The sequence below is a fragment of the Pseudomonas sp. ChxA genome (genome assembly GCF_030263855.1).
GTDB lineage: Bacteria > Pseudomonadota > Gammaproteobacteria > Pseudomonadales > Pseudomonadaceae > Aquipseudomonas > Aquipseudomonas fluorescens_CB.
The window spans coordinates 5,579,487-5,602,808 of sequence record NZ_JARPMK010000001.1; the positions used below are offsets into that span (position 1 = coordinate 5,579,487).

Here is a 23,322-nt window from a genome sequence, read left to right on the forward strand (position 1 = left end):
TGTGGGAGCTGGCTTGCCTGCGATAGCGGTGGTTCAGTCAATAAATGTATCGGCTGACAGACCGTCATCGCAGGCAAGCCAGCTCCCACATTGGGTTGCGGTTGACCTTTAGGCTGGCGGCAATCGCCACTCAATCGGCGTCTCGCCATTCTGCTCAAGAAACTTGTTGGTACGGCCGAAGTGCCCACACCCCAAAAACCCGCGATACGCCGACAACGGCGACGGGTGCACCGACGTCAGCACCAAGTGCTTGGTGGCATCCACCAGCTTTTGCTTGCCTTGCGCATGAGCGCCCCACAACAGGAACACCAGGTGCGGCTGGTGCTCGCTGACCACTTCGATCACACGATCAGTAAAGAACTGCCAGCCCTTGCCCGCGTGGGCATTGGCATTCGCGCGCTCCACGGTCATGGTCGTGTTGAGCATCAGCACGCCCTGGTCAGCCCAGCTTTGCAGGCAGCCGTGGTTGGGGATGTCGATGTTCAGGTCGCGCTTGAGTTCTTTGTAGATATTGACCAGCGACGGCGGCGTCGGCACGCCCGGTTGTACCGAGAAGCATAGGCCATGAGCCTGGCCGGGGCCGTGGTACGGGTCTTGGCCGAGGATCACCACCTTGACCTTGTCCAGCGGCGTTGAGTTGAGCGCGTTGAAAATCAACGGGCCAGGCGGGTAAATCTCTTTGCCGGCGGCATGTTCCTGGCGCAGGAACTCGCGCAGTTCGGCCATGTAGGGCTTGTCGAACTCATCCCGCAGGGCGTGTTTCCAGCTGGGTTCGAGTTTGATACGGTCGCCTTCGGTCATGGTCTGTTCATCGTGTAAAAAAAGAATGGGCGAACCCTAGGAAAGCCGACCCCGCTTGTCAATTGATCTGACACATCATCGGCACTTTCCCACGGAGCGATCATACTGATCTCTCACTGTCTCGATTGAGGTCACAATGAACCTGCACTTCGAAGAGCTGACCGGCAGCGACGGTGCCCGCCTCGGCATCGCCAGCCTGGACGCGGAAAAATCCCTCAACGCGCTGTCCCTGCCCATGATCCTGGCCTTGGACGAACGCCTGGAAGCCTGGGCCAAAGACCCGAATATCGTGTGTGTGCTGCTGCGCGGCAATGGGCCCAAAGCCTTTTGCGCCGGTGGCGAAGTCCGCAGCCTCGCCCAGGCTTGCCGTGAGCAGCCCGGCGTCGTGCCAACCCTGGCCGCGCAGTTCTTTGCCGCTGAATACCGCCTCGACTACCGTCTGCACACCTACCCCAAACCGCTGATCTGTTGGGGCCACGGCTATGTGCTCGGCGGTGGTATGGGCCTGCTGCAGAGCGCTTCGGTGCGCATCGTCACACCGAGCAGCCGCCTGGCCATGCCCGAGATCAGCATAGGGTTGTACCCCGACGTGGGGGCCAGTTGGTTCCTGTCGCGGTTGCCGGGCAAGCTGGGGGTATTTCTTGGCCTCACCGGCGCCCATATCAACGGCCGTGATGCGTTGGACCTGGGCCTGGCCGACCGTTTCCTGGGTGATGACCAGCAGGAAGCGTTGATAGATGGCCTGCTGCAACTGAACTGGCAGGAACAAACCACGATGCAACTCAACAGCCTGCTCAAGGCGCTCGCCCAGGAAGCCGTCGGCCAGCAACCCGAAGCACAATGGCTGCCACGCCGTGCGCAGATCGATGAGTGGCTGGATGTGGGTGATGTGTGCTGCGCCTGGCGTGCCTTGAGCCTGTTACGCGAGCATGCCGACCCGCTGTTCAGCCGCGCCGGCAAAAACCTCAGTGAAGGCTGCCCGCTGACCGCTCATTTGGTGTGGGAGCAGATCCAGCGGGCGCGGCACCTGTCCTTGGCCGAGGTGTTTCAGATGGAATACACCCTGAGCCTCAATTGCTGCCGTCACCCGGAGTTCAGCGAGGGTGTGCGGGCGCGCTTGATCGACAAGGACCAGCAGCCCCATTGGCACTGGCCGGATGTCAACAGCGTGCCGGACGCTGTGGTGCAGGCGCACTTCGCCAAGGCCTGGGAAGGCAGGCACCCGCTGGCAGACTTGTCCGACTATTGACAGGCAATCAATTCAGCCGCCCGACCGTAAATGAGCAATTGTCCGGCTGGCTGTCCTGGCAGATAAAGACAGGCTGCCCTAACGCGTCAAGGGTGGCTTGCCAATACGAGGTGGAGGTCAGCGACATGCTATTGAGTTCTCCCGGCACGCCGTACCGCAACGCTACCACCTCACCGTTGCCCATGCGGTATACACACTTTTCCAGGAAGCCGTTTTCCCGCGCCTGGCCTTTGCCCGGCGTGAAAAGTGCGCCCACAAAACGGTCGGCGAAATCACTTAAGCCGACCTCGGGGCTCCGCCAGAGCGCCTCCCCATTAACGGCTTGAAAATGACCATCTGCGTACCTGACCGAAGAGGCATAAGGGCAGCCCTGACCTGCATGGGCCTGCACGATACCCGTGGCCATCACACACAATAAACATATCAATCGCTTGATCATAAGACGTTCCATTAACCCACTGATACCAGGTGAACGCACAACGGCGCACCTACAGCGAAGTACAACTGAAAGCCCGAAGATAGCTGTTAATTCTGACAGTACCGATGAACGGTAGCCATAAAAAAGCGGCGCTTGGCGCGCCGCTTGAAGTCATTGCCCGTTATCGATGGCCTCCCCGGCCACCGCCATGATCGCCGCCCCGGCCCGGCCCGCCATTGCCCCAATGCCCGCCTCCCCAGCCCTGGTTCGGGTAAGGCCGGTAGCCGGGCCTTGGGTAATAACGTGGCGCCGGCTGGTAATAACGCGGGGCCGAGTAATAGCGCGGCGGTGGCGCGTAGTAGCCGCGCCCGTACAGGTAGGTGGGGCCGCCGTAGTAATAAGCGGGCGCCGGTGCGGTGTAGACCTCGGAGCGGTAGTAAGTGGCACCGCCATCGTAATAGGGCACACACGCAGAAAGGGTCAGGCCAAATAAAGCGCTAAGCAGCAGTCGTCGATACATGGCGGCCTCCTGGACCGCTGGGGAGCACCTCCAGCGACGCTGAAGGGCGGCATTCGTCTTTCAATGAATGACGAAATATCTGACATCAAAAACCGAATCTGGTGCGTTTTTGACACAGTTTGAAATACCTGTTTCGGACGAACTGAACGCTTCATTGCAGTGCGACAGCGCACCAGCACAACGCACGTCAGTGCCCCAGCCAACTACCACCTCGCTGCAACCCCTCGCGCTACAGGCCCGCCGACCACTTGGCACGACTCTCGCTTTAGCAAGCCTGTGCAGGATTCATCACAGGTTCGCGGCACCACAATTTGCAATGGCCGACTAGGGTTCCGGCTCGCTTGAAAAGCGAGTGGCTGGTCCGAGAGTTGGCGACCTCCAGTTGAGGTTACACGGCGGGATAAAAGCCCGGGAGACAAGCCACCGTTCACGGTGCCGCGTTGCTCCTGCTCGCCCATGTTCAACTGGAGAAGCCCCATGCCCGCAATCCGTTTACCCGCCCTGCTCGCCGCCGCCTTCGCCGCCGTGCTGAGCTTTCAAACCCAAGCTGCTGCCAAAGACCACTTCAGTGTGTGCTGGACGATCTATGCAGGCTGGATGCCGTGGGAATACGCCGGCAGCCAAGGCATCCTCGACAAGTGGGCCAAGAAGTACGGCATCAAGATCGACATGGTGCAGCTCAATGACTATGTCGAGTCCATCAACCAATACACCGCCGGCCAGTTCGACGGCTGCACCATGACCAACATGGACGCCCTGACCATTCCCGCCGCCGGTGGTGTGGACAGCACTGCGCTGGTGGTCAGCGACTTCTCCAATGGCAACGATGGCGTGGTGATCAAGGGCACCGGCAAGACCGTGGCCGACCTCAAAGGCATGAACGTCAACCTGGTGGAACTCTCGGTCTCCCACTACCTGCTGGCCCGCGCGCTGGAGTCGGCCGACCTCACCGAAAAAGACCTCAAAGTCGTCAACACCTCCGACGCCGACATCGCCGCCGCCTTCAACACCGACCAGGTGCAAGCCGTGACCACCTGGAACCCGATGCTCTCCGAGATCAAGGCCAAACCGGGCGTCACCCAAGTGTTCGACTCCAGCAAAGTGCCCGGCGAAATCATGGACATGATGGTGGTCAACACCCAAACCCTCAAAGACAACCCGGCCCTGGGCAAAGCGCTGACCGGCGCGTGGTTTGAAGTGGTCGCGCTGATGAACGCCAAAAACGCCGCCAGCACCGCGGCGCTTGAGCATATGGCCAAGGCCTCGGGCACCGACCTCAAGGGGTTCCAGGCGCAACTGGACACCACCAAGCTGTTTGCCACGCCCAAGGAAGCCCTGGCCTTTGCTACCAGCGCGCAATTGCCCGCGACTATGCGCAAGGTCGCCGAGTTCTCGTTTGAACACGGCCTGCTCGGCGAAGGGGCCAAGGACACCAGCGCCGTGGGCATGAGCTTCGCCAATGGCATCACCAGCGGCGACACCGCCAACCTCAAGCTGCATTTCGACCCCAGCTACGTGCAGATGGCCGCCGACGGCACGCTGTAAGAGGACCCGGCCATGCGCCTGATCAACCGTCACCCGGAACGCTCCAGCCGCCTGCTGTTGGTGCTGCTGCCGTTCGCCCTGCTGCTATTCGCCTACTTTGTAGGCTCGGCCGAGCGCCTGGCGGATAACCCCAACGACAAACTGCTGCCCAGCGCCATGCAGATGGGCGACGCGGTTAAACGCCTGGCGTTCAGCGCCGATACGCGCACCGGTGAATACGTGCTATGGCAAGACAGCGCCTCCAGCCTGCGCCGCCTGGCGATCGGCTTAGGCATCAGCGCCCTCGCCGGCCTGTGCCTGGGGATTGCCGCCGGTACGCTGCCGCTGTTTGGCGCGCCGTTGTCGCCCCTGCTCACGGTGCTGTCGATGGTGCCGCCTTTGGCGATATTGCCGATTCTGTTCATCGTGTTCGGCCTGGGCGAACTGTCCAAGGTGATGCTGATCGTCATCGGTATCACCCCGGCGCTGGCCCGTGACTTGGAGCAACGCGCGCGGGAAATCCCCGTGGAGCTGCTGGTCAAGGCGCAGACCCTCGGCGCGTCCACCTGGACCTTGATGCTGCGCGTGGTGCTGCCGCAATTGTTGCCGCGCTTGCTGATCTCGCTGCGGCTGATGCTCGGTTCGGCGTGGTTGTTTTTGATCGCCGCCGAAGCTATCGCCTCCACCGACGGCCTCGGCTACCGGATCTTCCTGGTGCGCCGCTACCTGGCGATGGACGTGATCTTGCCCTACGTGGTGTGGATCACCCTGCTCGCCTGGCTGATGGACTGGGGCCTCAAAACCCTCACGCGGCGTGCGTTCCCCTGGTACGAAGGAGCGCGGGCATGAGCTTTATCAGCGTCAACAATGTATGGCAGCGCTATGGCGACCAAGTGGTGCTCGAAGGGCTCAACCTGCACGTCAATGAGGGTGAATTTTGCACCTTGGTGGGCACCTCCGGTTGCGGCAAATCGACCTTCCTGCGCTTGTTGCTCGGCCAGGAAACCGCGAGCAAAGGCCAGATCCTGCTGGACGGCCAACCACTTGCCGCCGAGCCGGATGCCAGCCGTGGCGTAGTGTTCCAGCGTTACTCGGTGTTCGCGCATTTGACTGTGCTGGACAACGTTGCGCTGGGCCTGGAACTGCCGCGCTCACGCTTGCTGGGTCGACTGTTCGGCAAAGCCAAACAAGAGGCACGCGAACAGGCCACCGCCCTGCTGCAAAAAGTCGGCCTCGGCCACGCACTGGACAAATACCCGGCGCAGCTCTCCGGCGGCATGCAACAACGCCTGGCCATCGCCCAGGCCCTGATCATGAAACCCCGCGTGTTGCTGCTGGACGAACCCTTCGGCGCCCTCGACCCGGGCATTCGCAAAGACATGCATCAGCTATTGCTGGCGCTGTGGCGCGAAACCCGGCTGACGGTGTTCATGGTCACCCACGACCTCAGCGAAGGCTTCAGCCTCGGCACACGCTTGCTGGTGTTCGACAAAGTCCGCGTCGACCCCCACGCCCCCGGCGCCTTTGGCGCGCGCATCACCTATGACATCCCTTTGAACAGCGAGCGCCGCAGAGCGCTGGCCGCCGAACTTGGAGCGACTTGCAAATGACCGATTCCATTCAACTATTCCCACCCTTCGCCGAAGAAATGCTACCCGGCGGCGGCCACCGCTCCTTTGTGCTCAAGCGCGGCCAACTGCTGCGCCTCACAGATATTCGCGGCGGCGCCAACGTCAGCCTGACCTTGCTCAATGCCAACGAAAAAACCGAGCGCCTGAACCTGCCCGACAGCCTCAAATGCCAACACACCGCCAAGCTCACCCGCGGCCACTGCCTGTACTCGGACATGGGCCGCGTACTGGCCGCCATCACCGCCGACACCTGCGGCTGGAGTGACAGCATCGGCGGCGTGCTGTGCGCCGCCGAGGTCGCTGAAAAGTACGGCCACGGCCGTTATCAGGAACTGCGCAACGGCTTCTTCCGCAACGGCACCGACAACCTGTTGGTGGAATTGGGCAAGTGGGGACTGGGGCTTTGCGACCTGTTGATGACCCTCAATCTGTTCAGCCGAGTCAGCGTTGACGAAGCCGGCGGCCTGCACTTTGTACCGGGCAATTCCAAAGCCGGCGACTACATCGAACTCTACGCGCCGATGGACACACTGGTGGTGCTGACCGCGCTGCAACACCCGATGGACACCAACCCGAACTACGCGCCGCAACCGCTGAAACTCAGCTGGATGAACGCAGGCCCAAGCGTGGCGGAACACTGCCGCACTTCGCGCCCGGAAAACGAGCGCGGCTTTACCAACACCGACCGCCTGTTCGCCTGAGGAGCTGCCATGTCTATCGCACTGAAACAACCCGAGGCAGCCGTGTACCGCGCCACCATTCCCGCCGGCGAACCGTGGCTTATGGAGGTCAAGGCCGGCCAGACCCTGCGCATCCTCGACCTGGAGGGCAACCAGGCTGTCGACACGCTGTTCTACAGCCGCAAAAACCCCAAGGAACGCTACGACGTACAGCGCACCTTGCGTCGGCAAAACCGCGTGTACCTGGGCACCGGCAGCGTGCTGTATTCCAACCTTGGCCAGCCGATGCTGACCATCGTCGATGACACTTGCGGGCGCCACGACACCCTCGGCGGCGCCTGCGCCCAAGAGAGCAACACCGTGCGCTACGCCCTGGAAAAACGCTACATGCACAGCTGCCGCGACAACTACCTGCGCGCCTGCGCCCACGACGGCCGCCTGGGTAAAGGCGACATCGGGCCGAACATCAATTTCTTCATGAATGTGCCAGTCACCGCCGACGGCGGGCTGACCTTTGAAGACGGCATTTCCGCGCCCGGCAAGTACGTCGACCTGCGCGCAGAGATGGACGTGATCGTGCTGATCTCCAACTGCCCGCAACTGAACAACCCATGCAACGGCTACAACCCTACCCCTGCGGAGTTACTGGTATGGAACTGAAAATGAAAAACCTGCGCCGTTGGCTCTTCGCCCTGTGCCAAGCCCGAGCCGGGCAATGCATCCGAAAACCCTAGCGATCAACTGTGGGAGCTGGCTTGCCTGCGATAGCGGTCTATCAGCCAACAGATAAGCTGTCTGCCCCACCGCCATCGCGGGCAAGCCCGGCTCCCACACTCACCACATGCACTGCGGACGACCGCAGTGCTCCCTCACTTTGCGGGACGGCCCGCAGGGTTTTGCCATGTTCGAAAAACTCTTGATCGCCAACCGTGGCGCCATCGCCTGTCGCATCCTGCGCACCTTGCGCGAGCTGCACGTCAAAGGCATCGCCGTATACGCCGAAGCCGACGCAGCCAGCCTGCATATCCAGCAAGCCGACGAAGCCTACAGCCTCGGCGAAGGCGCAGCGGCGGCGACCTACCTGGCAGTCGAAAAAATCCTCGCCACCGCCAAGGCCTGTGGCGCCAAGGCGATTCATCCTGGTTACGGTTTTCTCTCAGAAAACGCCGCCTTTGCCCAAGCCTGTGAAAATGCAGGGATTGCCTTCGTCGGTCCAACACCCGAACAGCTGCGCGTATTCGGCCTCAAGCACACCGCGCGGGCCTTGGCCAAACACCATCAAATTCCATTATTGGAAGGCACCGAGCTGCTCGACAGCCTCGATACAGCGTTGCTGGCGGCCGAAACCGTGGGCTATCCGGTCATGCTCAAAAGCACCGCAGGCGGCGGTGGCATCGGCATGCGTGTGTGCCGCAATGCGACAGAGCTGAGTGAGTCCTTTGAAGCGGTCAAACGCCTGGGGCAAAACAACTTCAGCGATGCCGGTGTGTTTATCGAGAAATACATCGAGCACGCCCGCCACCTGGAAGTGCAGGTGTTCGGCGACGGTTTGGGCGAAGTCATCGCCCTTGGCGTGCGCGACTGTTCCGTGCAACGGCGCAACCAGAAAGTCCTCGAAGAAACACCTGCGCCGAACCTGCCCGACGGCATGGCCGAGGCCTTGTGCACGGCGGCCATCACCCTGGCCAAGGCGGTCAATTACCGCAGCGCCGGTACCGTGGAATTTATCTTTGACAGCGCTGATGGCCGCTTCTACTTCCTCGAAGTGAACACGCGCCTGCAGGTCGAACACGGCGTCACCGAACAAGTCTGGGGCGTCGACCTGGTGCGCTGGATGGTGCAATTGGCGGCGGGTGAATTACCTGCGTTGAGCGAATTGAAGCTGCACCCTCAGGGCCACGCGATTCAGGCGCGGCTGTATGCGGAAGACCCGGGCAAGGACTTCCAGCCGAGCCCAGGCCTGTTGACCCGTGTGGACTTCCCGACGGCTGAAGGTTTGCGAATCGACACCTGGGTGCAAGCCGGTTGCGAGATCCCGCCTTACTTCGACCCGATGATCGCCAAACTCATCAGCTGGGCGCCGACCCGCGAACAGGCGCGTCTGAATCTGCATCAGGCCTTGAGTGACAGCCAGCTCTACGGCGTGGAAACCAACCGCGACTACCTGCGCCAAATCCTGCTGGCCACGCCGTTTGCCAGCGGCCGCCCGTGGACGCGTTGCCTGGAAGGCCTGGTCTACAGCGCCAGCACTTTCGAAGTGCTCAGCGCCGGCACCCAAACCAGTGTGCAAGACTATCCTGGTCGCATCGGCTACTGGGCCGTCGGCGTGCCGCCCTCCGGGCCGATGGACAGCCGCGCGCTGCGTCTGGGCAATCGCCTGCTGGGCAATGACGACGGTGCGGCGGCGCTGGAAATCACCATGAATGGGCCGCTGTTGCGCTTCAATTGCGCGGCGGTTGTCGCCGTTACCGGTGCAGCCATTACGCTGTTGCTGAATGACCAGCCGGTGCCGATGAACATCGCGTTGCGGGTTGAAGCAGGCTCGGTGTTAAGCCTTGGCAGCATCATCGGTGCCGGTTCGCGCAGCTATCTGTGCTTGCGCGGCGGGTTGCAAGTGCCGGACTACCTGGGCAGCAAAAGCACCTTCACCCTCGGCCAGTTCGGCGGGCACGCCGGGCGCGCTTTACGGGCTGGCGATGTGTTGCACTTACTGCCACTGACAGACGTCGGCGCCGGGCAACAGTTGATTGCGCAACCACTGCCTGCGGTGCGTACGCTACGGGTGATTTATGGCCCGCACGGCGCGCCGGAATACTTCCAGCCTGACTACATCGACACCTTCTTCGCGACCCAATGGGAAGTGCACTTCAACTCCAGCCGCACCGGCGTGCGGTTGATCGGGCCGAAACCTTTGTGGGCGCGCACGGACGGTGGCGAAGCGGGGCTGCATCCGTCGAATATCCATGACAACCCCTATGCCATCGGCGCGGTGGATTTTACCGGCGACATGCCGGTGATCCTGGGGCCGGATGGGCCGAGCCTGGGCGGTTTTGTGTGCCCGGTGACGGTGATTGAGGCGGACCTTTGGCAATTGGGGCAACTCAAGGCGGGTGACAAGCTGCGGTTCGAACCGGTGAACCTCAAAACCGCCCGCGACCTCGCCCTGAAATGGGATCAATGTGGGAGCTGGCGTGCCTGCGATCCAGACAACTCGGTACCTCAGGCAGACCACATTGATGCCATCGCGGGCAAGCCCGGCTCCCACATCGACCGTGGCCCACTTAAGATCGGGTCGCCTGTAGTGTTGGAGGTCGGTGAAGGCGACACCCGGCTCATCGCCCGCCTCGCTGGCGACACTCATCTGCTGCTGGAAATCGGCGCCCCCGAGCTGGACCTGGTGCTGCGCTTTCGTGCCCACGCGTTGATGCAAGCTCTGGAAACTCTCGCTCTGCCGGGTGTCATCGACCTGACCCCAGGCATCCGTTCCCTGCAAATCCACTACCAACCCGAACAACTGCCGCTGGCCGACTTGCTGGTGCTGATCACCACGCAATGGGCTGCCGTGTGCGCCACCCCCAACCTGCAAGTGCCCTCACGCATCGTGCACTTGCCGCTGTCGTGGGACGACCCGGCGTGCCAACTGGCAATCGAAAAGTACATGACCACCGTGCGCAAGGACGCGCCGTGGTGCCCGAGCAACCTGGAGTTCATCCGCCGCATCAACGACCTGGCCAACCTCGACGAAGTGCGCCACACGGTGTTCGATGCCAGCTACCTGGTAATGGGCCTGGGTGACGTTTACCTCGGTGCCCCGGTGGCCACACCGCTGGACCCGCGCCACCGTCTGGTGACCACCAAATACAACCCGGCGCGCACCTGGACCGCCGAGAATTCGGTGGGCATTGGCGGCGCTTATTTGTGCGTGTACGGCATGGAAGGCCCAGGCGGTTATCAGTTTGTGGGCCGCACCTTGCAGATGTGGAACCGCTACCGGGAAGTCGCGGCGTTTGATGGCAAGCCGTGGTTATTGCGGTTCTTTGACCAGATCCGGTTTTACCCGGTGACGGCTGATGAGCTGGTGCAGATCCGGCGCGATTTTCCGCTCGGGCGTTTTGAGTTAAGCATCGAACACAGCCAGTTGAACCTCGCGGAGTATCAGGGTTTCCTCGCTCGCGAAGCCGCAAGCATTGGTGCGTTTCGTGAGCATCAGCAGCACGCCTTCAATGCCGAGCGTGAACGCTGGATCGCCAGCGGCCAGGCGCATTTCGACAGCGAAGAACTCGCGGCACCACAAGGTGCAGACACGCCGTTGCAGGCCAACCAAATCAGTGTCGACAGCCCTATCGCCGGCAACCTCTGGCAAGTCCAGGTGGCTGCGGGTGAGCAGGTTTTGGCTGGCGATGTGCTGGTGATTCTGGAGTCGATGAAAATGGAAATCCCAGTGGTCGCGCCGTTCGCCGGCACCGTGCGCGAGATCCCCGTGCAACCCGGCAGCGGCATCGGCGCGGGGCAACGGGTGGTGGTGCTCGAACGTGACTGACTCTTCTATTTCTACAGGCGGACAAGCCATGAACCTGCAATTGGACAACCTGCGCAATGCCTACCTGAGCGGCGACACCACGCCCCGTGAAGTGCTGCTGCACCTGCGCGAAAAAGCCGCACACTTGAACCCCGATTATCACCTGTTCATCCACCTGCTGACCGAAGCGGAATTGGAGCCCTACCTGGCCGCATTGGACGCGCGCGACCCAGCCCAATTACCATTGTTCGGCGTGCCGTTTGCGATCAAGGACAACATCGATTTAGCCCGCATTCCCACCACCGCCGCGTGCCCGGCGTTTGCCTATGTGCCGCAACGCAGCGCGACCATTGTCGAGCAGTTGATCGCCCTGGGTGCGGTGCCAGTGGGCAAGACCAACCTCGACCAGTTCGCCACCGGCCTCAATGGCAGCCGCTCGCCGTATGGCGCGTGCCCCAACAGCGTATTGCCGGAGTATCCGTCGGGCGGCTCCAGCGCCGGGTCGTCGCTGGCCGTCGCTTTGGGTGTCGCGAGTTTTGCCCTGGGCACCGACACCGCTGGTTCCGGGCGGGTGCCGGCGGCGCTGAATAACCTGGTGGGGCTCAAGGCGAGCAAAGGCTTGATCTCCACAGCTGGCGTGGTGCCGGCGTGCCGTACGCAGGATTGCGTCACCACCTTTACCCGCACCGCGCGCGAGGCCAGCCAGTTACTGGCGCTGACCGCCAGGCTAGATCCGTTGGATGCGTACAGCCGAGCGAACCCGGCGTGGAATGATGCGTCGGCGTTCGGCGCACCCCGCGCATTTCGCTTTGGCGTGCCGCGCGAGCAGGACCTGGAGTACTTCGGCTGCGAGCAAGGCCCGCAGTTGTTTGCGCAGGCCATCGACCGCTTGACGGCGCTGGGTGGCGAGCCGGTGACGCTGGACCTGTCGCCGTTCCTGGAAGCCGCGCGCCTGCTCTACGAAGGGCCGTGGGTAGCCGAACGCTACAGCGTGGCCGGTGAGCTGCTGGAGCAGAACCCCGAGGCCGTGCTGCCGGTGATTCGTGCGGTGCTGGCCAAAGCGCCTGCGGTCAACGGCGTGCAGACCTTTCGCGCCCAGTACCGCCTGCAAGCCTTGAAAGCGCAGTGCGATGGTTTGCTCGAAGGACTCGACTGCGTACTGACGCCCACCATCGGCCGCCCGGTGACGCTGGAAGAACTGCGCGCCGAGCCAGTGCTGCGCAATGCCGAATTGGGCTACTACACCAACTTTATGAACCTGCTGGATTACGCCGCCGTCGCCGTGCCCAGCGGCTTTATGCGCAACAGTTTGCCTTGGGGCGTGACGCTGTTTGGCCGGGCATTTACCGACCAATACCTGCTGGGTGTGGCGGATGCGCTGCAGCGCCAGCACGATACGTCGCTGCCTGTGCCTGTCGGTAACGCGGGTCATGACTTCACGCGGCTGGTGGTGTGCGGCGCGCACCTGCAGGGGCTGGCGCTTAACGGCCAATTAGTGCGGCGTGGCGCGCGCCTGCTGGAGCGCACCCACAGCTCGGCCGACTATCAACTGTTCGCGCTGGCCGGTGGGCCGCCTTATCGCCCCGGCATGCTGCGGGTGAGCGAAGGCGGTGTGGCCATCGAGGTGGAAGTGTGGGAGCTGCCGAGCCGCGAATTGGGCTCCTTCCTCACCGGTATCCCCGCACCGTTGGGCCTGGGCAAGGTGCAACTGGCCGATGGGCGTTGGGAAACCGGCTTCATCTGCGAGCCCTATGGCTTGACCGGCGCCGTGGACATCAGCCACTTCGGCGGCTGGCGCGGCTACCTGCGTAGCTTGCAATAGCGGGGCGGCGCTGTATCGTGCAGGGAATTGCGCGATACAGCCCGAACTGACATGACCACACCCACCCTTTGCCCGGCCTGCGGTGCCCGCAACGACTGCACCCTGGCCGACCCACGCACCGCCGACCAAGCCTGTTGGTGCTACAGCGTCACCATCGACCCGGCGGTACTCGAAGCGCTGCCCGATGAACTGCGCAATAAGGCCTGCCTGTGCCCACGCTGTGCGCAGGTGGATGCGCAGTTGCGTGGGGCTGAACAGCCGTAATGCGCGTTGATCGTTTCCTCAGCAACCTGCCGCGTTTCAATCGTAAGCAAGTGCGTGTGCTGCTGGTTGAGCGACGGGTGACGGTCGATGGCCTGGCCGTCAGCGATCCCCACCATGAAGTGCGAGAGTTCAGCCGCGTGTGTGTCGATGATGAGGTACTGCAAGCCGGCAAACCGGCGCGTTATTTCATGCTGCACAAACCCCAAGGCTGCGTGAGCGCTACCGCCGATCCGGTGCACCCCACCGTGCTTGATTGGCTGGATGAACCGGACAAGCATGAGTTGCACATCGCCGGCCGTCTGGATTTCAACACCACCGGGCTGATGCTGATCACCAACGACGGCCAATGGTCGCGGCGCCTGACCCAACCCCAGACCAAACTGCCCAAGGTTTACCTCGTTGAAACCGAGCAGGACATTGGTCCTGAGTATGCCGTGACCTTTGCTGCTGGCCTGTATTTCGCCTTTGAAGATCTCACCACTCAACCCGCCGAACTTGAACTACTCGGCTCAAGAACTGCTCGCCTGAGCATCATCGAAGGCCGCTACCACCAGGTGAAGCGCATGTTCGGGCACTTTGATAACAAAGTGATTGGCTTGCACCGTGAGAGGATGGGGCCTTTGGTGCTGGATGCCGCCCTTGCGCCGGGTGAATATCGGGAACTGACCGACGAAGAAATCCGACAGGTCTGACGACCGTTCGGCCGGTGATGGCAAAAAACCAGCTTGGCGCCTTGCGAGCTGGCGCCTGTGCTGCTTGAATCAAGACGTCAGCCAAATTATGACTGGCGAGTCGCCCCCATAACCTCCAAGAAACACCTTGCCCCGCCCGCGCTTGATCTACGGGCCTCCCAGGCAAACAGCCCGCCATAACAACAGCCGTCGGCCAGTCGTATTCGGACCGACATGGGCCTCATTTTCCAGGCGTATGCCTACCTGTCATAAAGCTCGTGCAGAGTGATCTGCGCGCCCTACCCGCTTGCCAGGAGTCTTACGACATGAGGCCAGAAATCGCTGTGTTGGATATACAGGGTCAGTATCGGGTTTACACGGAGTTCTATCGCGCGGACGTTGCTGCAAAGACCATCATCCTGGTCAATGGCTCCATGGCCACCACGGCATCCTTCGCTCAAACCGTGAAAAGCCTGTACCCGCAGTTCAATGTGGTTTTGTACGACCAGCCCTACGCTGGCCGCTCCAAAATCCATAACCGTCATGAGCACATGCTGACCAAGGAAGTCGAAGGCCAGATCCTGCTGGAACTCATCGAGCACTTCGGCGCCGAACACGTGCTGTCGTTCTCCTGGGGCGGCGCCGCGGCCCTGGTCGCCCTCGCCCACCGGCCACGCCGGGTGGAAAAGGCCGTGATCAGCTCGTTCTCGCCGGTGATCAATACGCCCATGCGCGACTACCTCGAACGCGGCGTCGACTACCTCGGCAACCTCGATCGCCACAGCGTCGGCCACCTGGTCAACAGCACCATTGGCAAACACCTGCCGTCACTGTTCAAGCGCTTCAACTACAAGCATGTGAGCGGCCTGGCCGAGCATGAATACGGGCAGATGCACTTCCACATCAGCCACGTGCTCAACAGCGACCGGCTGTGCTACCTCAAAGCCGCCAGGCAGATCGACATTCCGGTGCTGTTTTTGAATGGCGAATGGGATGAGTACACCAGCGCCGAGGATGCCAAGCTGTTTGGCCAGCACGTGGCCAACAGCAGCTTCAGCACCATCCAGGCGACCGGGCATTTTCTGGACATGGAACACAAGGCGGCCTGCCGGGACAGCCGGGATGCGGTGGTGGGCTTTCTGAAACCAGAACGCCAGGTGAGTCGGTTGCGTTATCATCAGGGCCAGACGCAGCATGCGTTTGCGATTTGAAAGGCGGCTTATGTGGGAGCCGGGCTTGCCCGCGATGCAGGCGCCGTGGTGTGTCAGTCACACTCAGGTGATGCAATCGCAGCCTAGGTACCTACACAACTGTTGAAGGCAATTTCTTCTGTGGCGAGCAGGCTTGTCCTGCGTTGGGCTGCGAAGCAGCCCCCGGTAAAGGCACTGCAATTTTCCTGAAAGAACTCAGCGTCTGGGTTTGGGGCCGCTTCGCAGCCCAACGCAGGACAAGCCTGCTCGCCACAACAGCCCACCTGCCGCAGACTTCGTGTTAACCGATTGTGTAGATACCTAGGGCAATCGCAGGCAAGCCAGTTCCCACAAAAACTTGATGAGCGCAACTCACACATTTTTCGAAGAAAAACTTCAAATCCCGGCGAACATCTGGTACAAAGTCAGCCGCTCTGAGCGGGTATAGTTTAATGGTAGAACAGTAGCTTCCCAAGCTTCCGACGAGGGTTCGATTCCCTCTACCCGCTCCACTCAGATTTTGGTCTTGCGTCAGGTTGATTCTGGCGGGAGATGCATAAAAAAACCGGCCCTTGGTGGCCGGTTTTTTTATGTTCTAAATTTGGCTTCATGCGTGAGCGACCTGTTCCTATGCAGGGTATCTGGCTCCCCTTCCCCTTGGTATGTGCGGCCTGGGAAGGCAAGCCTGTTGCAGGGTGTGAAAGACCTATGCGGCGCGGTCCACGCGGTCTTGCGCCGCTTCTACCAGCATCAGCCCCAGTTCGATCATTTGCTGAATGGCCAAGGCCAGGTAGCGATACTGAGAAGGCAGGCTTTCGGCGAACTCGGTGGTCATGGCACCCGCGCCAGCAATGGTTTCGTAGGCGTTGGCGAGCAAGGCTTCGGTGTTGGCTTCAGGGCGAACGCTGAACAGGGTCGCGGTTGGGTTACAGGAGTCAGTACACATCTGTTGATCCTCGGTAAGGACCACCTTCCAGAGCTACTAAACAATGGGTGGCGGCTGTATGCAGGTTAGTAGACCGGCGGATCAACGAAACCGGCGCACCCGAAAGTGCCCTGCGTACAGCCACCATTGAGAACAGACATCGAAATGCCTGACTGATAGGACAGCCATACGCCGTTGATCAAATCGAGCTACTAAACCCGACCGCTGATGGGCAGCGGCAAACGAACCTTAAAGCGCTCGTCCAAGGCGTACAACTCAGACGATTCTGAGTGTTGTGTAGGCTATAACGCAACATTCAAGACCGCTGTACCGTTCTCCTTCAGACCGTAAATTCTGGCAATAGGAAAACCCTGAAGAAGGTTTGAAACCGGCACGCCCTCGCATCACTCTCCCCAGCCTTCGACACAGTCATGTCGCTTGCCAACCCGTATCCAAGTAGATACAGTGAAACTCTGTGAGGCCCCGTGCGTTATTCGATCCAGCAAACCCAAGCCTTCACTCACTGGTGCTCGGCAATCCGCGATCTGCGAGCAAAAATCACCATTGCTCGACGTATCGAGCGAGCCAGTGTGGGAAACCTGGGTGATTTCAAAATGCTGGGCGGCGGTATTTCAGAGATGCGGATAGACGTTGGTGCGGGTTATCGCGTTTATTTCACCCTGCGCGGCAGGGAGGTCGTCATCTTGCTGGCAGGTGGCGACAAGTCTTCACAAGAGGCCGATATCCGGCGGGCAAAGCAATTAGCAAAGGAGGTTTGAGCATGACTCAAACACTGACGACATTTGATATGGCCGAGCTGCTCGACAGTGATGAAGCCATCAGCGAATACCTATCTCAGGTGCTGGCTGACGGTGACAACGAGGAGTTCCTTCGCGCAGTAGGCTACGTAGCCAAAGCCCGTGGCATGACAAAGATCGCCACTGAGGCGGGCGTAGGGCGCGAGAGCTTGTACAAGGCATTTGCCCCAGGCGCCAAACCGCGTTTTGAAACGGTTCTGAAGGTGCTGCACTCACTTGGCATTGATCTGTTGGCTCGGCCTGGACACTCCAGCAATCACTCGATTGCCTGAGGCGCACACCCCCGCTGCACCACACACGCCAGCGGCAATGTCACCAACAACATGCCCGCCAGTATTATCACCGCCACCGGCACGCCCAGTGCATCGCCGACACCCCCAAACACCACCGGCGCCAGCGCGCCGCCGCCGATTGTGCCGGTGTAGAACACTGCAAACGCTTGCTCGCGTTTACCCGCCGCCGCCAGGTCCGGCACGGCGCCATACAGCACTGAAGAAGTGCCATTGAGCATCAGGCCCAACAGCGGCAGCATCACCATCAGGCCATTCAGCGGCAGGTACACGGCGGCAATGATCAGCAGCGCCGTGCTGGTTTCCGTCAGCCATACGGTTTTCAGCATGCCAATGCGGGCACCGAGGTAGCCGCAGAGCAATTTGCCGAACGCTCCACCGATAAACAGCAGCGTCAACGCCAGGCCGATGCCGGCAGTTCCCGCGCCCTTGGCTTGCAGCAGAAACGGCAGGAAGGTGAGAAAGCCCATGCGCACGGCGCTGTCGAGGGTGCCGGTAAGCATCAGTGCTCGCAGGCCGCTGATAGAACCGGTTCCGCTGAGGGGTTTGGTTTTTTTTGCAGAAGCGGTTTCAGCTATTTGCGCAGGCACCAGCCACCGCAACAACCCCGCCGCCGCCAGACCGAGCAAACCCAACAGTGTGGCACTGGCGCGCCAATTGATGACGGTGAGCAGCAAGCCGACCAACCCCGGGATCAGGGTTTTGCCGATATCGCCGGAAAAGTTGTAGTGGGACAGCGCCTGCTTGACCCCACCGCCGTCCTCGTATGCCTCGGTGATCATCGAGGACGCCAGCGGATGTTGGGTGCTGGCGCCCAAACCACCAAGCAACAGCGCCAATAGCAACAGGCTCAGCCCAGTGGCTTGCCCCACCAATAAGTACGCAACGCCCGCCAACGCGGTGCCGCCTACCAACATCGGCATGCGCCCCCAGCGCCGGGCGGCGCGGCTGGCCATCAGTTGGAACACGGCCATCATCCCGGAATAGGCACCGCGCAACAGTCCGATCTGCGCGTAGGAAAGAGCGAACTGCGCCTGCCAGATCGGCAGCAGCACGTAGATCACATCCGTGAGGCCATCGTGTACGGCATGGGCGCCGCAGCCGGCGATCAACGAGCGGCGGCGGGTAGAGGTTTCGCGGGCAGGCACAGCGATGGTGTCAGTCATGAGGCTTGAATCAACTCAGGTTTAAGAAGCTTCCAGCCCGTCAGGGCGATCAACAACGTCAGCAGTTGAAAGCCGATAATCAGCGCTACACACCCAGCCCAGCCCCAGCGCTCCCACATCAAGGCGGGGACGATGGCACCACAACTGCCGCCCAGGTAATAACACGTGAGGTAAACACCTACGGCACCCGCCTTGTTGCCCTGCGCAGTGGCGCTGATGAACGCGTTGGCGGCGGCCTGGGCGAGAAACACGCCGGTGGAACTAAGCGCCAGCCCCACGACGATGCACCATAGCGACGGCGCGAGAGTCAGCGCCGAGCCACCGATGCCAAGCATCGCGGCAACAGCCAGCAGCTCGGCGTGGGGCCGGGCTTTGCTGAGGCGGCCGGCGATCGGGATCACGATCAAGGCCAGCAGGAACACCATGTACAGCGTGCCCAAGGCCGCAGGCCCGAGGTTGAAAGGCGGTAGGCCAAGGTAGAGGCCCGCGTAGGTAAATGCCGCAACCTGGGAGAACAACACACAAAACCCTACGGCGTAGGCAGCCACCAATGGCTTGCGAAAAACGCCTGACGAAGAAGCCTTAACTGGTGCGACTCGCGGCGGGTTATCGGGCAGCAAAAACTGAATGAACCCACCGACCATCAAGCTCAATACGGCCAACAATTCAAAGGCCTCGCGCCAGCCGACATATTCGGTCATCACGCCGGTGACGAAGCGCCCGGCGAACCCGCCCAGCACGGTGCCCGCCACATAGAGGCTGGTGACTTCGGTCACCGTGGCGCCGCGCCATCGGTCGCCGATGTAAGCCACACTGGTGGCAAATACCACCGGGATCAACATGCCTTCCACAAAGCGCCACACCAGCACTTCGGCAAAGCTGCCGGCGTAGGCGGTCATCAACGCGGGCACCGCCAGCAATAGCGCGGCCACGGCGATGACCGTGCGCTGCTCGAAACGCGCGGTCAGCCGGCTGACAAACGGCGCGGTAACCGCCACCGCCAGGGTGGTGACCGTGATACTCCAGCCCGCCGCCTTGGCGCTGATATGAAACTGCGTGGCGAACGTGGTCAGGATGCTCTGGGTGGCATAGAGGTTGAGAAACGCCGCGCAGCCACACAGGAACAGGGCAAGGCGGGCACAATGCAGGCGCGGTTTCATGAAACCTCTCGTTTTATTTTGTGAGGTCTTTATAGAATGGCCTGCGGGTCTTAAACCAATACCGAATTCGAACCGATCAATACCCAAGGATCAGGATGCTCGACCTACGCAAGCTGCGTTACTTTCTGACGGTCGCCGAAGAACTGCACTTCGGCCGCGCAGCCCTTCGCCTGCACCTGGCCCAGCCGCCATTGACCCGGCAGATCTCGGCGCTGGAAACGGAGCTGGGCTTCAAATTGTTTGATCGCACCAGCCGCACGGTTTCCCTCACCGCCCAGGGCCGTGCGTTCTTGCCCTATGCGCGTGGCGTGTTGGAACACGTGGAGCTGGCACAGGTAATCGCCGGTAAATTGGCCGCCGGGACCGCCGGGCAACTGACCTTGGGTTACGTCAGTTCGATCGCGCTGTCGGACCTGTTCAGCCAGGCGATCCAGGCCTTCGCCCAGGGTTTTCCCGATGTGCAGTTAACCTTGGTGGAATGCGCTTCCGGCAGCCTGGGCGCACAGGTGGCAGATGGGCGCCTGGATATCGGCCTGAGTCGCCTGTTGCCGCACAGCCAGGCCGTGCAAGCGCTGTCGCTGGGTGAGGAGCGCTTGTGGGCGGCGGTTTCCAGTGAAAGCCCATTAGCCGGCCAGGCGCAGGTGAGCCTGGCGCAGCTCAGTGCGTACCCGCTGATTCTGTTTCCGCCCGATTATGGGTCGGGGTTGAATCAGTCGATCGAGCAGTTGTACCGACACCACGGCGTGCCCCTGCGTGCCGGGCCGACCGGTCGGCAGATCACCTCGATCATTGCCTTGGTGGCCGCCGGACAGGGCGTGGCGTTGGTGCCCGAATGTACCCGCAGCTTGATGAACAAGGGCGTCACCTATAAACCCATGGTCGAGGTGGATGCCTGTGCGCAGCTGCTAGTGCTGACGCCTGCAGCCAGCAAAAGCCGGTTGGCTGACGCATTTCTCGCTGTGCTCGCCCAGGCTTTACACACCGAGTAACACCTCGAAAACCCCCGCAATACCTCTCTACGACGGCGTTTCCAAAGGCTCATACACTTCATTCAGCACTCACCGAAACGCCGGTCGTCAGCCGTCGGTAGGTAGAGTGTTGATAATCTATTTTCAGTGGTTATAGTCACCACCAACACACACCACAAGGAGGTGATGTGGATAGCCGATATTTGATAGGTCACATTGTTGCGGACGGCTGGTACCTGGTGCGCACCCGAGGCAGTCACCACCACTTCAAACACCCGACAAAACCGGGGGTGGTGACGATTCCTCATCCAAAGAAAGACCTGTTGGACAAGACCGCCAAGAGCATTTTGAAACAGGCGCTGCTGAGCTGAGCGTCCCTGGAGGGCAATAGACATGCTTTACCCCATCGCAATTTCAACCGGTGACCAGGAAAACGCCTGGGGCGTGGAGGTGCCGGATATTCCTGGCTGCTACTCCGCCGGCGACGACCTGGACGACGCCATGGCCATGGCCCGCGAAGCGATCGAAGGGCACTTCGAAATCCTTGCAGAGGATGGCGCGCCGATTCCCCCTGCACAAAAAGTCACCCTGCACGCGGCCAACCCCGAATACGCCGGCTGCATCTGGGCTGTGATCGACATTGATGTGAGCAAATACCTGGGCAAGGCGCAGAAGCTCAACATTACCCTGCCGGGTTACCTGCTCAATCGCATCGATGACTATGTACTCAGCCACCCGGAAGAAAAAAGCCGGTCGGGGTTCCTGGCTTCCGCGGCGCTCAAGGTGTTGCAACAGGATCGGTAACGCCAGCTCAGTAAAGTCTGACTGCAGCGGCGCCCTCTTATCGAGATGATGTCAGTTCGTCAGTACTGAGATCGGGATAACTGCAATGCCTGAACCTGAACAACACACGCAAAAACCCATCCTGCGCCAAGTGGTGGGATGGGTGGTGGTTCTGCCATTGATGGTCTCGTTTGTGAGATTGCCGTTTCCGCTCGGGCTGCTGCTGGCGCTGGGTGTGATTGCAGCGTCAATGTATGGCGTAAGGTTTGCCAGGCGCCACGCCAGCCGACGGGTGACGGCATTTGCCCTGGTCACCACGCTGCTCAATGTGGTCTCGTCAATTGCCATGGGGGAAATCTCGATACTCATGGGCCTATATAGGATTTCCTGGCTCTATGGGTACCCGTATTACTCCAATTGGGTTTACTGGAACGGCTAGATCCGTTAAGAATTCGACCGCAAGAAACGCAGTTTCCGAGCAAGCGGATGAACCTACAGTAGCGTCGTACCTTTAACCCAGCCTGTCGAGGAACCCGCTCATGTCTTACCAATACAAGCTCATGCCTTCCCCCGTCGGCCAGCTCACCCTGGTGGCGCGCAACGGCAAACTCAGCGCCATTCTGTGGGAAACAGAACGCGCCAATCGCGTGCGTCTGGGCGAGTTGCATCAAGCCGACGACAGCCCGGTGTTATTGGAAGCCGAGCGCCAGCTACGGGAATACTTCACCGGCACCCGCAACCAGTTCGATCTGGAGCTGGACTTCGACGGCACCGACTTCCAAAAACAAGTCTGGCAGGCATTGCTGACCATCCCCTTCGGCGAAACCCGCAGCTACAGCCAGATTGCCCACCAGATCGGCAACCCCAAGGCCGTGCGCGCGGTAGGCGCAGCCAATGGCCGCAACCCCATCTCGATCATTGCGCCCTGCCACCGGGTGATTGGTGCTTCGGGCGGGCTGACCGGGTTTGCGGGCGGCCTGGAGGCCAAGCAGTATTTGCTGGCGCTTGAAGATCGCGGCCAGGCAAAGCTGGCCCTGTGATTACGCGTCTGCAATGGCGTCACGGGTAAAGGCCTGGCACTCGTACAAAGGCTCGAAACCCAGATGCCGATACAACCCTAAGGCACCCTGCGAGGCCTCTAGAAAGCATCGCAGGGCCCCAAGGCTCGACGCGTGCAGCAGAGCGGCATGGATCAATCGAGAGGCGTACCCTCTGCCACGAAAGCCCATGAGTGTGCCGATATCGCTAAGCCGGGCCTCGCCATCACACAGGGACAGCACCAGCGAGGACCTTACCTGCCCCTCTTCGGACAAGGTGAAGTGGTAAAGCGCCTGGCCCGCGTCCAGGGCCCGCTGGTGGCGGGCCTGATAACGTGCAACCTCCTCGGGCTGTCTCATGAACGCACTGCCAAAGGGCTCAGCCCAATCGTGCATGTTCCGCGTCAGTTGGATCTGTACACCACTCTCGCCTGGCCATGGAGCCAGGCCCGCCAGGTCACCCACCATCGCGGTGGTCTTTTCGACCGGCTTAAAGCCGTGTGCCAAAAACACCTCGCCCAGCGCTTCGACCTGTGCCTCATGGATCACCACGCGTATTGCCTGCGTGGTACGCCGGATAAGCCCCAGCGGTGCGGCCAAAGCGTTATCCAGCAAGGTGCTGCCGACCCGGATAAACAACAAGTTGAACGGGCTGAAATACTCATCCGAGAAATACGCGTTGATACCGTCGCCGTATCGGCGATGCGTTGGGCACACCGCGGCAAAAAAATGCTCTTCGGTTTTACCGTAGAGCGTGGGCAAATCGCAGGCGGCGTTAACGTGCATGGGAGAACATCCGGATAAAAAAACCCAGTCTTGCTCGCGCCATTTATAAGGCGAAGTAGGCCCATTCCTAAAATAGCCGGAGGAAAGCGCACAACTTGGT

The 23,322-nt window shown here is 61.0% G+C and carries 25 protein-coding genes, 1 tRNA gene and 1 riboswitch; of the genes, 19 read left to right on the plus strand and 7 right to left on the minus strand.

Annotation, left to right across the window (positions count from 1 at the left end):
- Positions 1-108: 108 nt before the first annotated feature.
- Positions 109-801, minus strand: coding sequence for a uracil-DNA glycosylase (gene ung, locus P5706_RS25150; RefSeq protein WP_017137316.1), 693 nt, complete (start codon positions 799-801; stop codon positions 109-111).
- 136 nt (positions 802-937) lie between these two features.
- On the opposite strand from ung, the gene dspII reads away from it, so the two are divergent.
- On the plus strand, positions 938-2,050 hold the full coding sequence (gene dspII, locus P5706_RS25155) for an enoyl-CoA hydratase/isomerase DspII (protein ID WP_285682500.1): 1,113 nt from the start codon (positions 938-940) through the stop codon (positions 2,048-2,050).
- A gap of 7 nt (positions 2,051-2,057) precedes the next feature.
- Here dspII and P5706_RS25160 read toward each other — a convergent pair whose 3' ends face one another.
- Together P5706_RS25160 and P5706_RS25165 are read right to left on the minus strand one after the other, a co-directional pair.
- Positions 2,058-2,489 carry a DUF3757 domain-containing protein gene (locus tag P5706_RS25160; protein WP_200430703.1) on the minus strand — a complete coding sequence of 144 codons (432 nt, stop codon included), beginning with the start codon at positions 2,487-2,489 and terminating at the stop codon, positions 2,058-2,060.
- 160 nt (positions 2,490-2,649) lie between these two features.
- On the minus strand, positions 2,650-2,988 hold the full coding sequence (locus P5706_RS25165; protein ID WP_200430704.1) for a hypothetical protein: 339 nt from the start codon (positions 2,986-2,988) through the stop codon (positions 2,650-2,652).
- A 313-nt stretch (positions 2,989-3,301) separates the two neighbouring features.
- Positions 3,302-3,405, plus strand: a riboswitch (guanidine-I (ykkC/yxkD leader).
- Positions 3,406-3,465: 60 nt separating this feature from the next.
- On the opposite strand from P5706_RS25165, the gene P5706_RS25170 reads away from it, so the two are divergent.
- The 11 genes from P5706_RS25170 (at position 3,466) to P5706_RS25220 (ending at position 15,801) form a co-directional block, all read left to right on the plus strand.
- Positions 3,466-4,533 carry a putative urea ABC transporter substrate-binding protein gene (locus P5706_RS25170; RefSeq protein WP_200430705.1) on the plus strand — a complete coding sequence of 356 codons (1,068 nt, stop codon included), beginning with the start codon at positions 3,466-3,468 and terminating at the stop codon, positions 4,531-4,533.
- Between the two features lie 12 nt (positions 4,534-4,545).
- Positions 4,546-5,361 (plus strand): ABC transporter permease, encoded by an 816-nt coding sequence (locus tag P5706_RS25175; protein WP_200430706.1) that lies wholly within the window; start codon positions 4,546-4,548, stop codon positions 5,359-5,361.
- Complete coding sequence (locus P5706_RS25180) at positions 5,358-6,122, plus strand: ABC transporter ATP-binding protein (protein WP_285682503.1); 765 nt, start codon at positions 5,358-5,360, stop codon at positions 6,120-6,122. Before P5706_RS25175 ends, P5706_RS25180 begins: the two co-directional genes overlap by 4 nt.
- Positions 6,119-6,844, plus strand: a complete 726-nt coding sequence (locus tag P5706_RS25185; protein WP_285682505.1) for an urea amidolyase associated protein UAAP1 — start codon at positions 6,119-6,121, stop codon at positions 6,842-6,844. The genes P5706_RS25180 and P5706_RS25185 overlap by 4 nt, the downstream gene beginning before the upstream one ends.
- A 9-nt stretch (positions 6,845-6,853) precedes the next feature.
- The gene (locus tag P5706_RS25190; protein ID WP_285682507.1) at positions 6,854-7,483 is read left to right on the plus strand and encodes an urea amidolyase associated protein UAAP2; all 630 of its coding nucleotides are present in this window, start codon (positions 6,854-6,856) and stop codon (positions 7,481-7,483) included.
- A gap of 241 nt (positions 7,484-7,724) precedes the next feature.
- A complete protein-coding gene (gene uca / locus P5706_RS25195) occupies positions 7,725-11,363 on the plus strand; it encodes an urea carboxylase (protein ID WP_285682509.1) in 3,639 nt (1,212 codons plus the stop codon).
- A gap of 28 nt (positions 11,364-11,391) precedes the next feature.
- Positions 11,392-13,164 (plus strand): allophanate hydrolase, encoded by a 1,773-nt coding sequence (atzF, locus tag P5706_RS25200; protein ID WP_285682511.1) that lies wholly within the window; start codon positions 11,392-11,394, stop codon positions 13,162-13,164.
- Between the two features lie 51 nt (positions 13,165-13,215).
- Complete coding sequence (locus P5706_RS25205; RefSeq protein WP_017137305.1) at positions 13,216-13,428, plus strand: cysteine-rich CWC family protein; 213 nt, start codon at positions 13,216-13,218, stop codon at positions 13,426-13,428.
- Positions 13,428-14,120 (plus strand): 16S rRNA pseudouridine(516) synthase, encoded by a 693-nt coding sequence (locus P5706_RS25210; RefSeq protein ID WP_285682514.1) that lies wholly within the window; start codon positions 13,428-13,430, stop codon positions 14,118-14,120. The genes P5706_RS25205 and P5706_RS25210 overlap by 1 nt, the downstream gene beginning before the upstream one ends.
- Before the next feature lie 305 nt (positions 14,121-14,425).
- Entirely contained in the window at positions 14,426-15,310 is an 885-nt protein-coding gene (locus P5706_RS25215) for an alpha/beta fold hydrolase (RefSeq protein WP_200430713.1), read from the plus strand.
- 417 nt (positions 15,311-15,727) lie between these two features.
- Positions 15,728-15,801 (plus strand) — tRNA-Gly (locus P5706_RS25220).
- Positions 15,802-15,995: 194 nt separating this feature from the next.
- On the opposite strand, the gene P5706_RS25225 is transcribed toward P5706_RS25220, so the two are convergent.
- Positions 15,996-16,235, minus strand: a complete 240-nt coding sequence (locus P5706_RS25225) for a DUF6124 family protein (protein ID WP_285682516.1) — start codon at positions 16,233-16,235, stop codon at positions 15,996-15,998.
- Positions 16,236-16,699: 464 nt separating this feature from the next.
- Here P5706_RS25225 and P5706_RS25230 point away from each other — a divergent pair, with 464 nt between their 5' ends.
- Positions 16,700-16,993 carry a type II toxin-antitoxin system RelE/ParE family toxin gene (locus P5706_RS25230; protein ID WP_200430715.1) on the plus strand — a complete coding sequence of 98 codons (294 nt, stop codon included), beginning with the start codon at positions 16,700-16,702 and terminating at the stop codon, positions 16,991-16,993.
- Between the two features lie 2 nt (positions 16,994-16,995).
- Positions 16,996-17,304 carry an addiction module antidote protein gene (locus tag P5706_RS25235; RefSeq protein WP_200430716.1) on the plus strand — a complete coding sequence of 103 codons (309 nt, stop codon included), beginning with the start codon at positions 16,996-16,998 and terminating at the stop codon, positions 17,302-17,304.
- Here P5706_RS25235 and P5706_RS25240 read toward each other — a convergent pair.
- Both P5706_RS25240 and P5706_RS25245 read right to left on the minus strand, forming a co-directional pair.
- Positions 17,289-18,488 (minus strand): MFS transporter, encoded by a 1,200-nt coding sequence (locus P5706_RS25240; protein WP_285682519.1) that lies wholly within the window; start codon positions 18,486-18,488, stop codon positions 17,289-17,291. The genes P5706_RS25235 and P5706_RS25240 overlap by 16 nt on opposite strands.
- Complete coding sequence (locus P5706_RS25245) at positions 18,485-19,648, minus strand: MFS transporter (RefSeq protein WP_285682521.1); 1,164 nt, start codon at positions 19,646-19,648, stop codon at positions 18,485-18,487. The genes P5706_RS25240 and P5706_RS25245 overlap by 4 nt, the downstream gene beginning before the upstream one ends.
- Positions 19,649-19,743: 95 nt before the next feature.
- Here P5706_RS25245 and P5706_RS25250 point away from each other — a divergent pair, with 95 nt between their 5' ends.
- The 5 genes from P5706_RS25250 to P5706_RS25270 all read left to right on the plus strand — a co-directional run bounded on the left by P5706_RS25250 (position 19,744) and on the right by P5706_RS25270 (position 22,439).
- Positions 19,744-20,637, plus strand: a complete 894-nt coding sequence (locus tag P5706_RS25250; protein ID WP_200430719.1) for a LysR family transcriptional regulator — start codon at positions 19,744-19,746, stop codon at positions 20,635-20,637.
- A gap of 167 nt (positions 20,638-20,804) precedes the next feature.
- Positions 20,805-20,987 (plus strand): type II toxin-antitoxin system HicA family toxin, encoded by a 183-nt coding sequence (locus tag P5706_RS25255; RefSeq protein ID WP_200430720.1) that lies wholly within the window; start codon positions 20,805-20,807, stop codon positions 20,985-20,987.
- Between the two features lie 22 nt (positions 20,988-21,009).
- Positions 21,010-21,420 carry a type II toxin-antitoxin system HicB family antitoxin gene (locus tag P5706_RS25260; protein ID WP_285682523.1) on the plus strand — a complete coding sequence of 137 codons (411 nt, stop codon included), beginning with the start codon at positions 21,010-21,012 and terminating at the stop codon, positions 21,418-21,420.
- An 85-nt stretch (positions 21,421-21,505) separates the two neighbouring features.
- Positions 21,506-21,838 (plus strand): hypothetical protein, encoded by a 333-nt coding sequence (locus tag P5706_RS25265; RefSeq protein WP_285682525.1) that lies wholly within the window; start codon positions 21,506-21,508, stop codon positions 21,836-21,838.
- A gap of 100 nt (positions 21,839-21,938) precedes the next feature.
- Entirely contained in the window at positions 21,939-22,439 is a 501-nt protein-coding gene (locus P5706_RS25270) for a methylated-DNA--[protein]-cysteine S-methyltransferase (RefSeq protein WP_200430723.1), read from the plus strand.
- On the opposite strand, the gene P5706_RS25275 is transcribed toward P5706_RS25270, so the two are convergent.
- Positions 22,440-23,222 carry a GNAT family N-acetyltransferase gene (locus P5706_RS25275; RefSeq protein ID WP_285682527.1) on the minus strand — a complete coding sequence of 261 codons (783 nt, stop codon included), beginning with the start codon at positions 23,220-23,222 and terminating at the stop codon, positions 22,440-22,442.
- Positions 23,223-23,322: the final 100 nt, after the last annotated feature.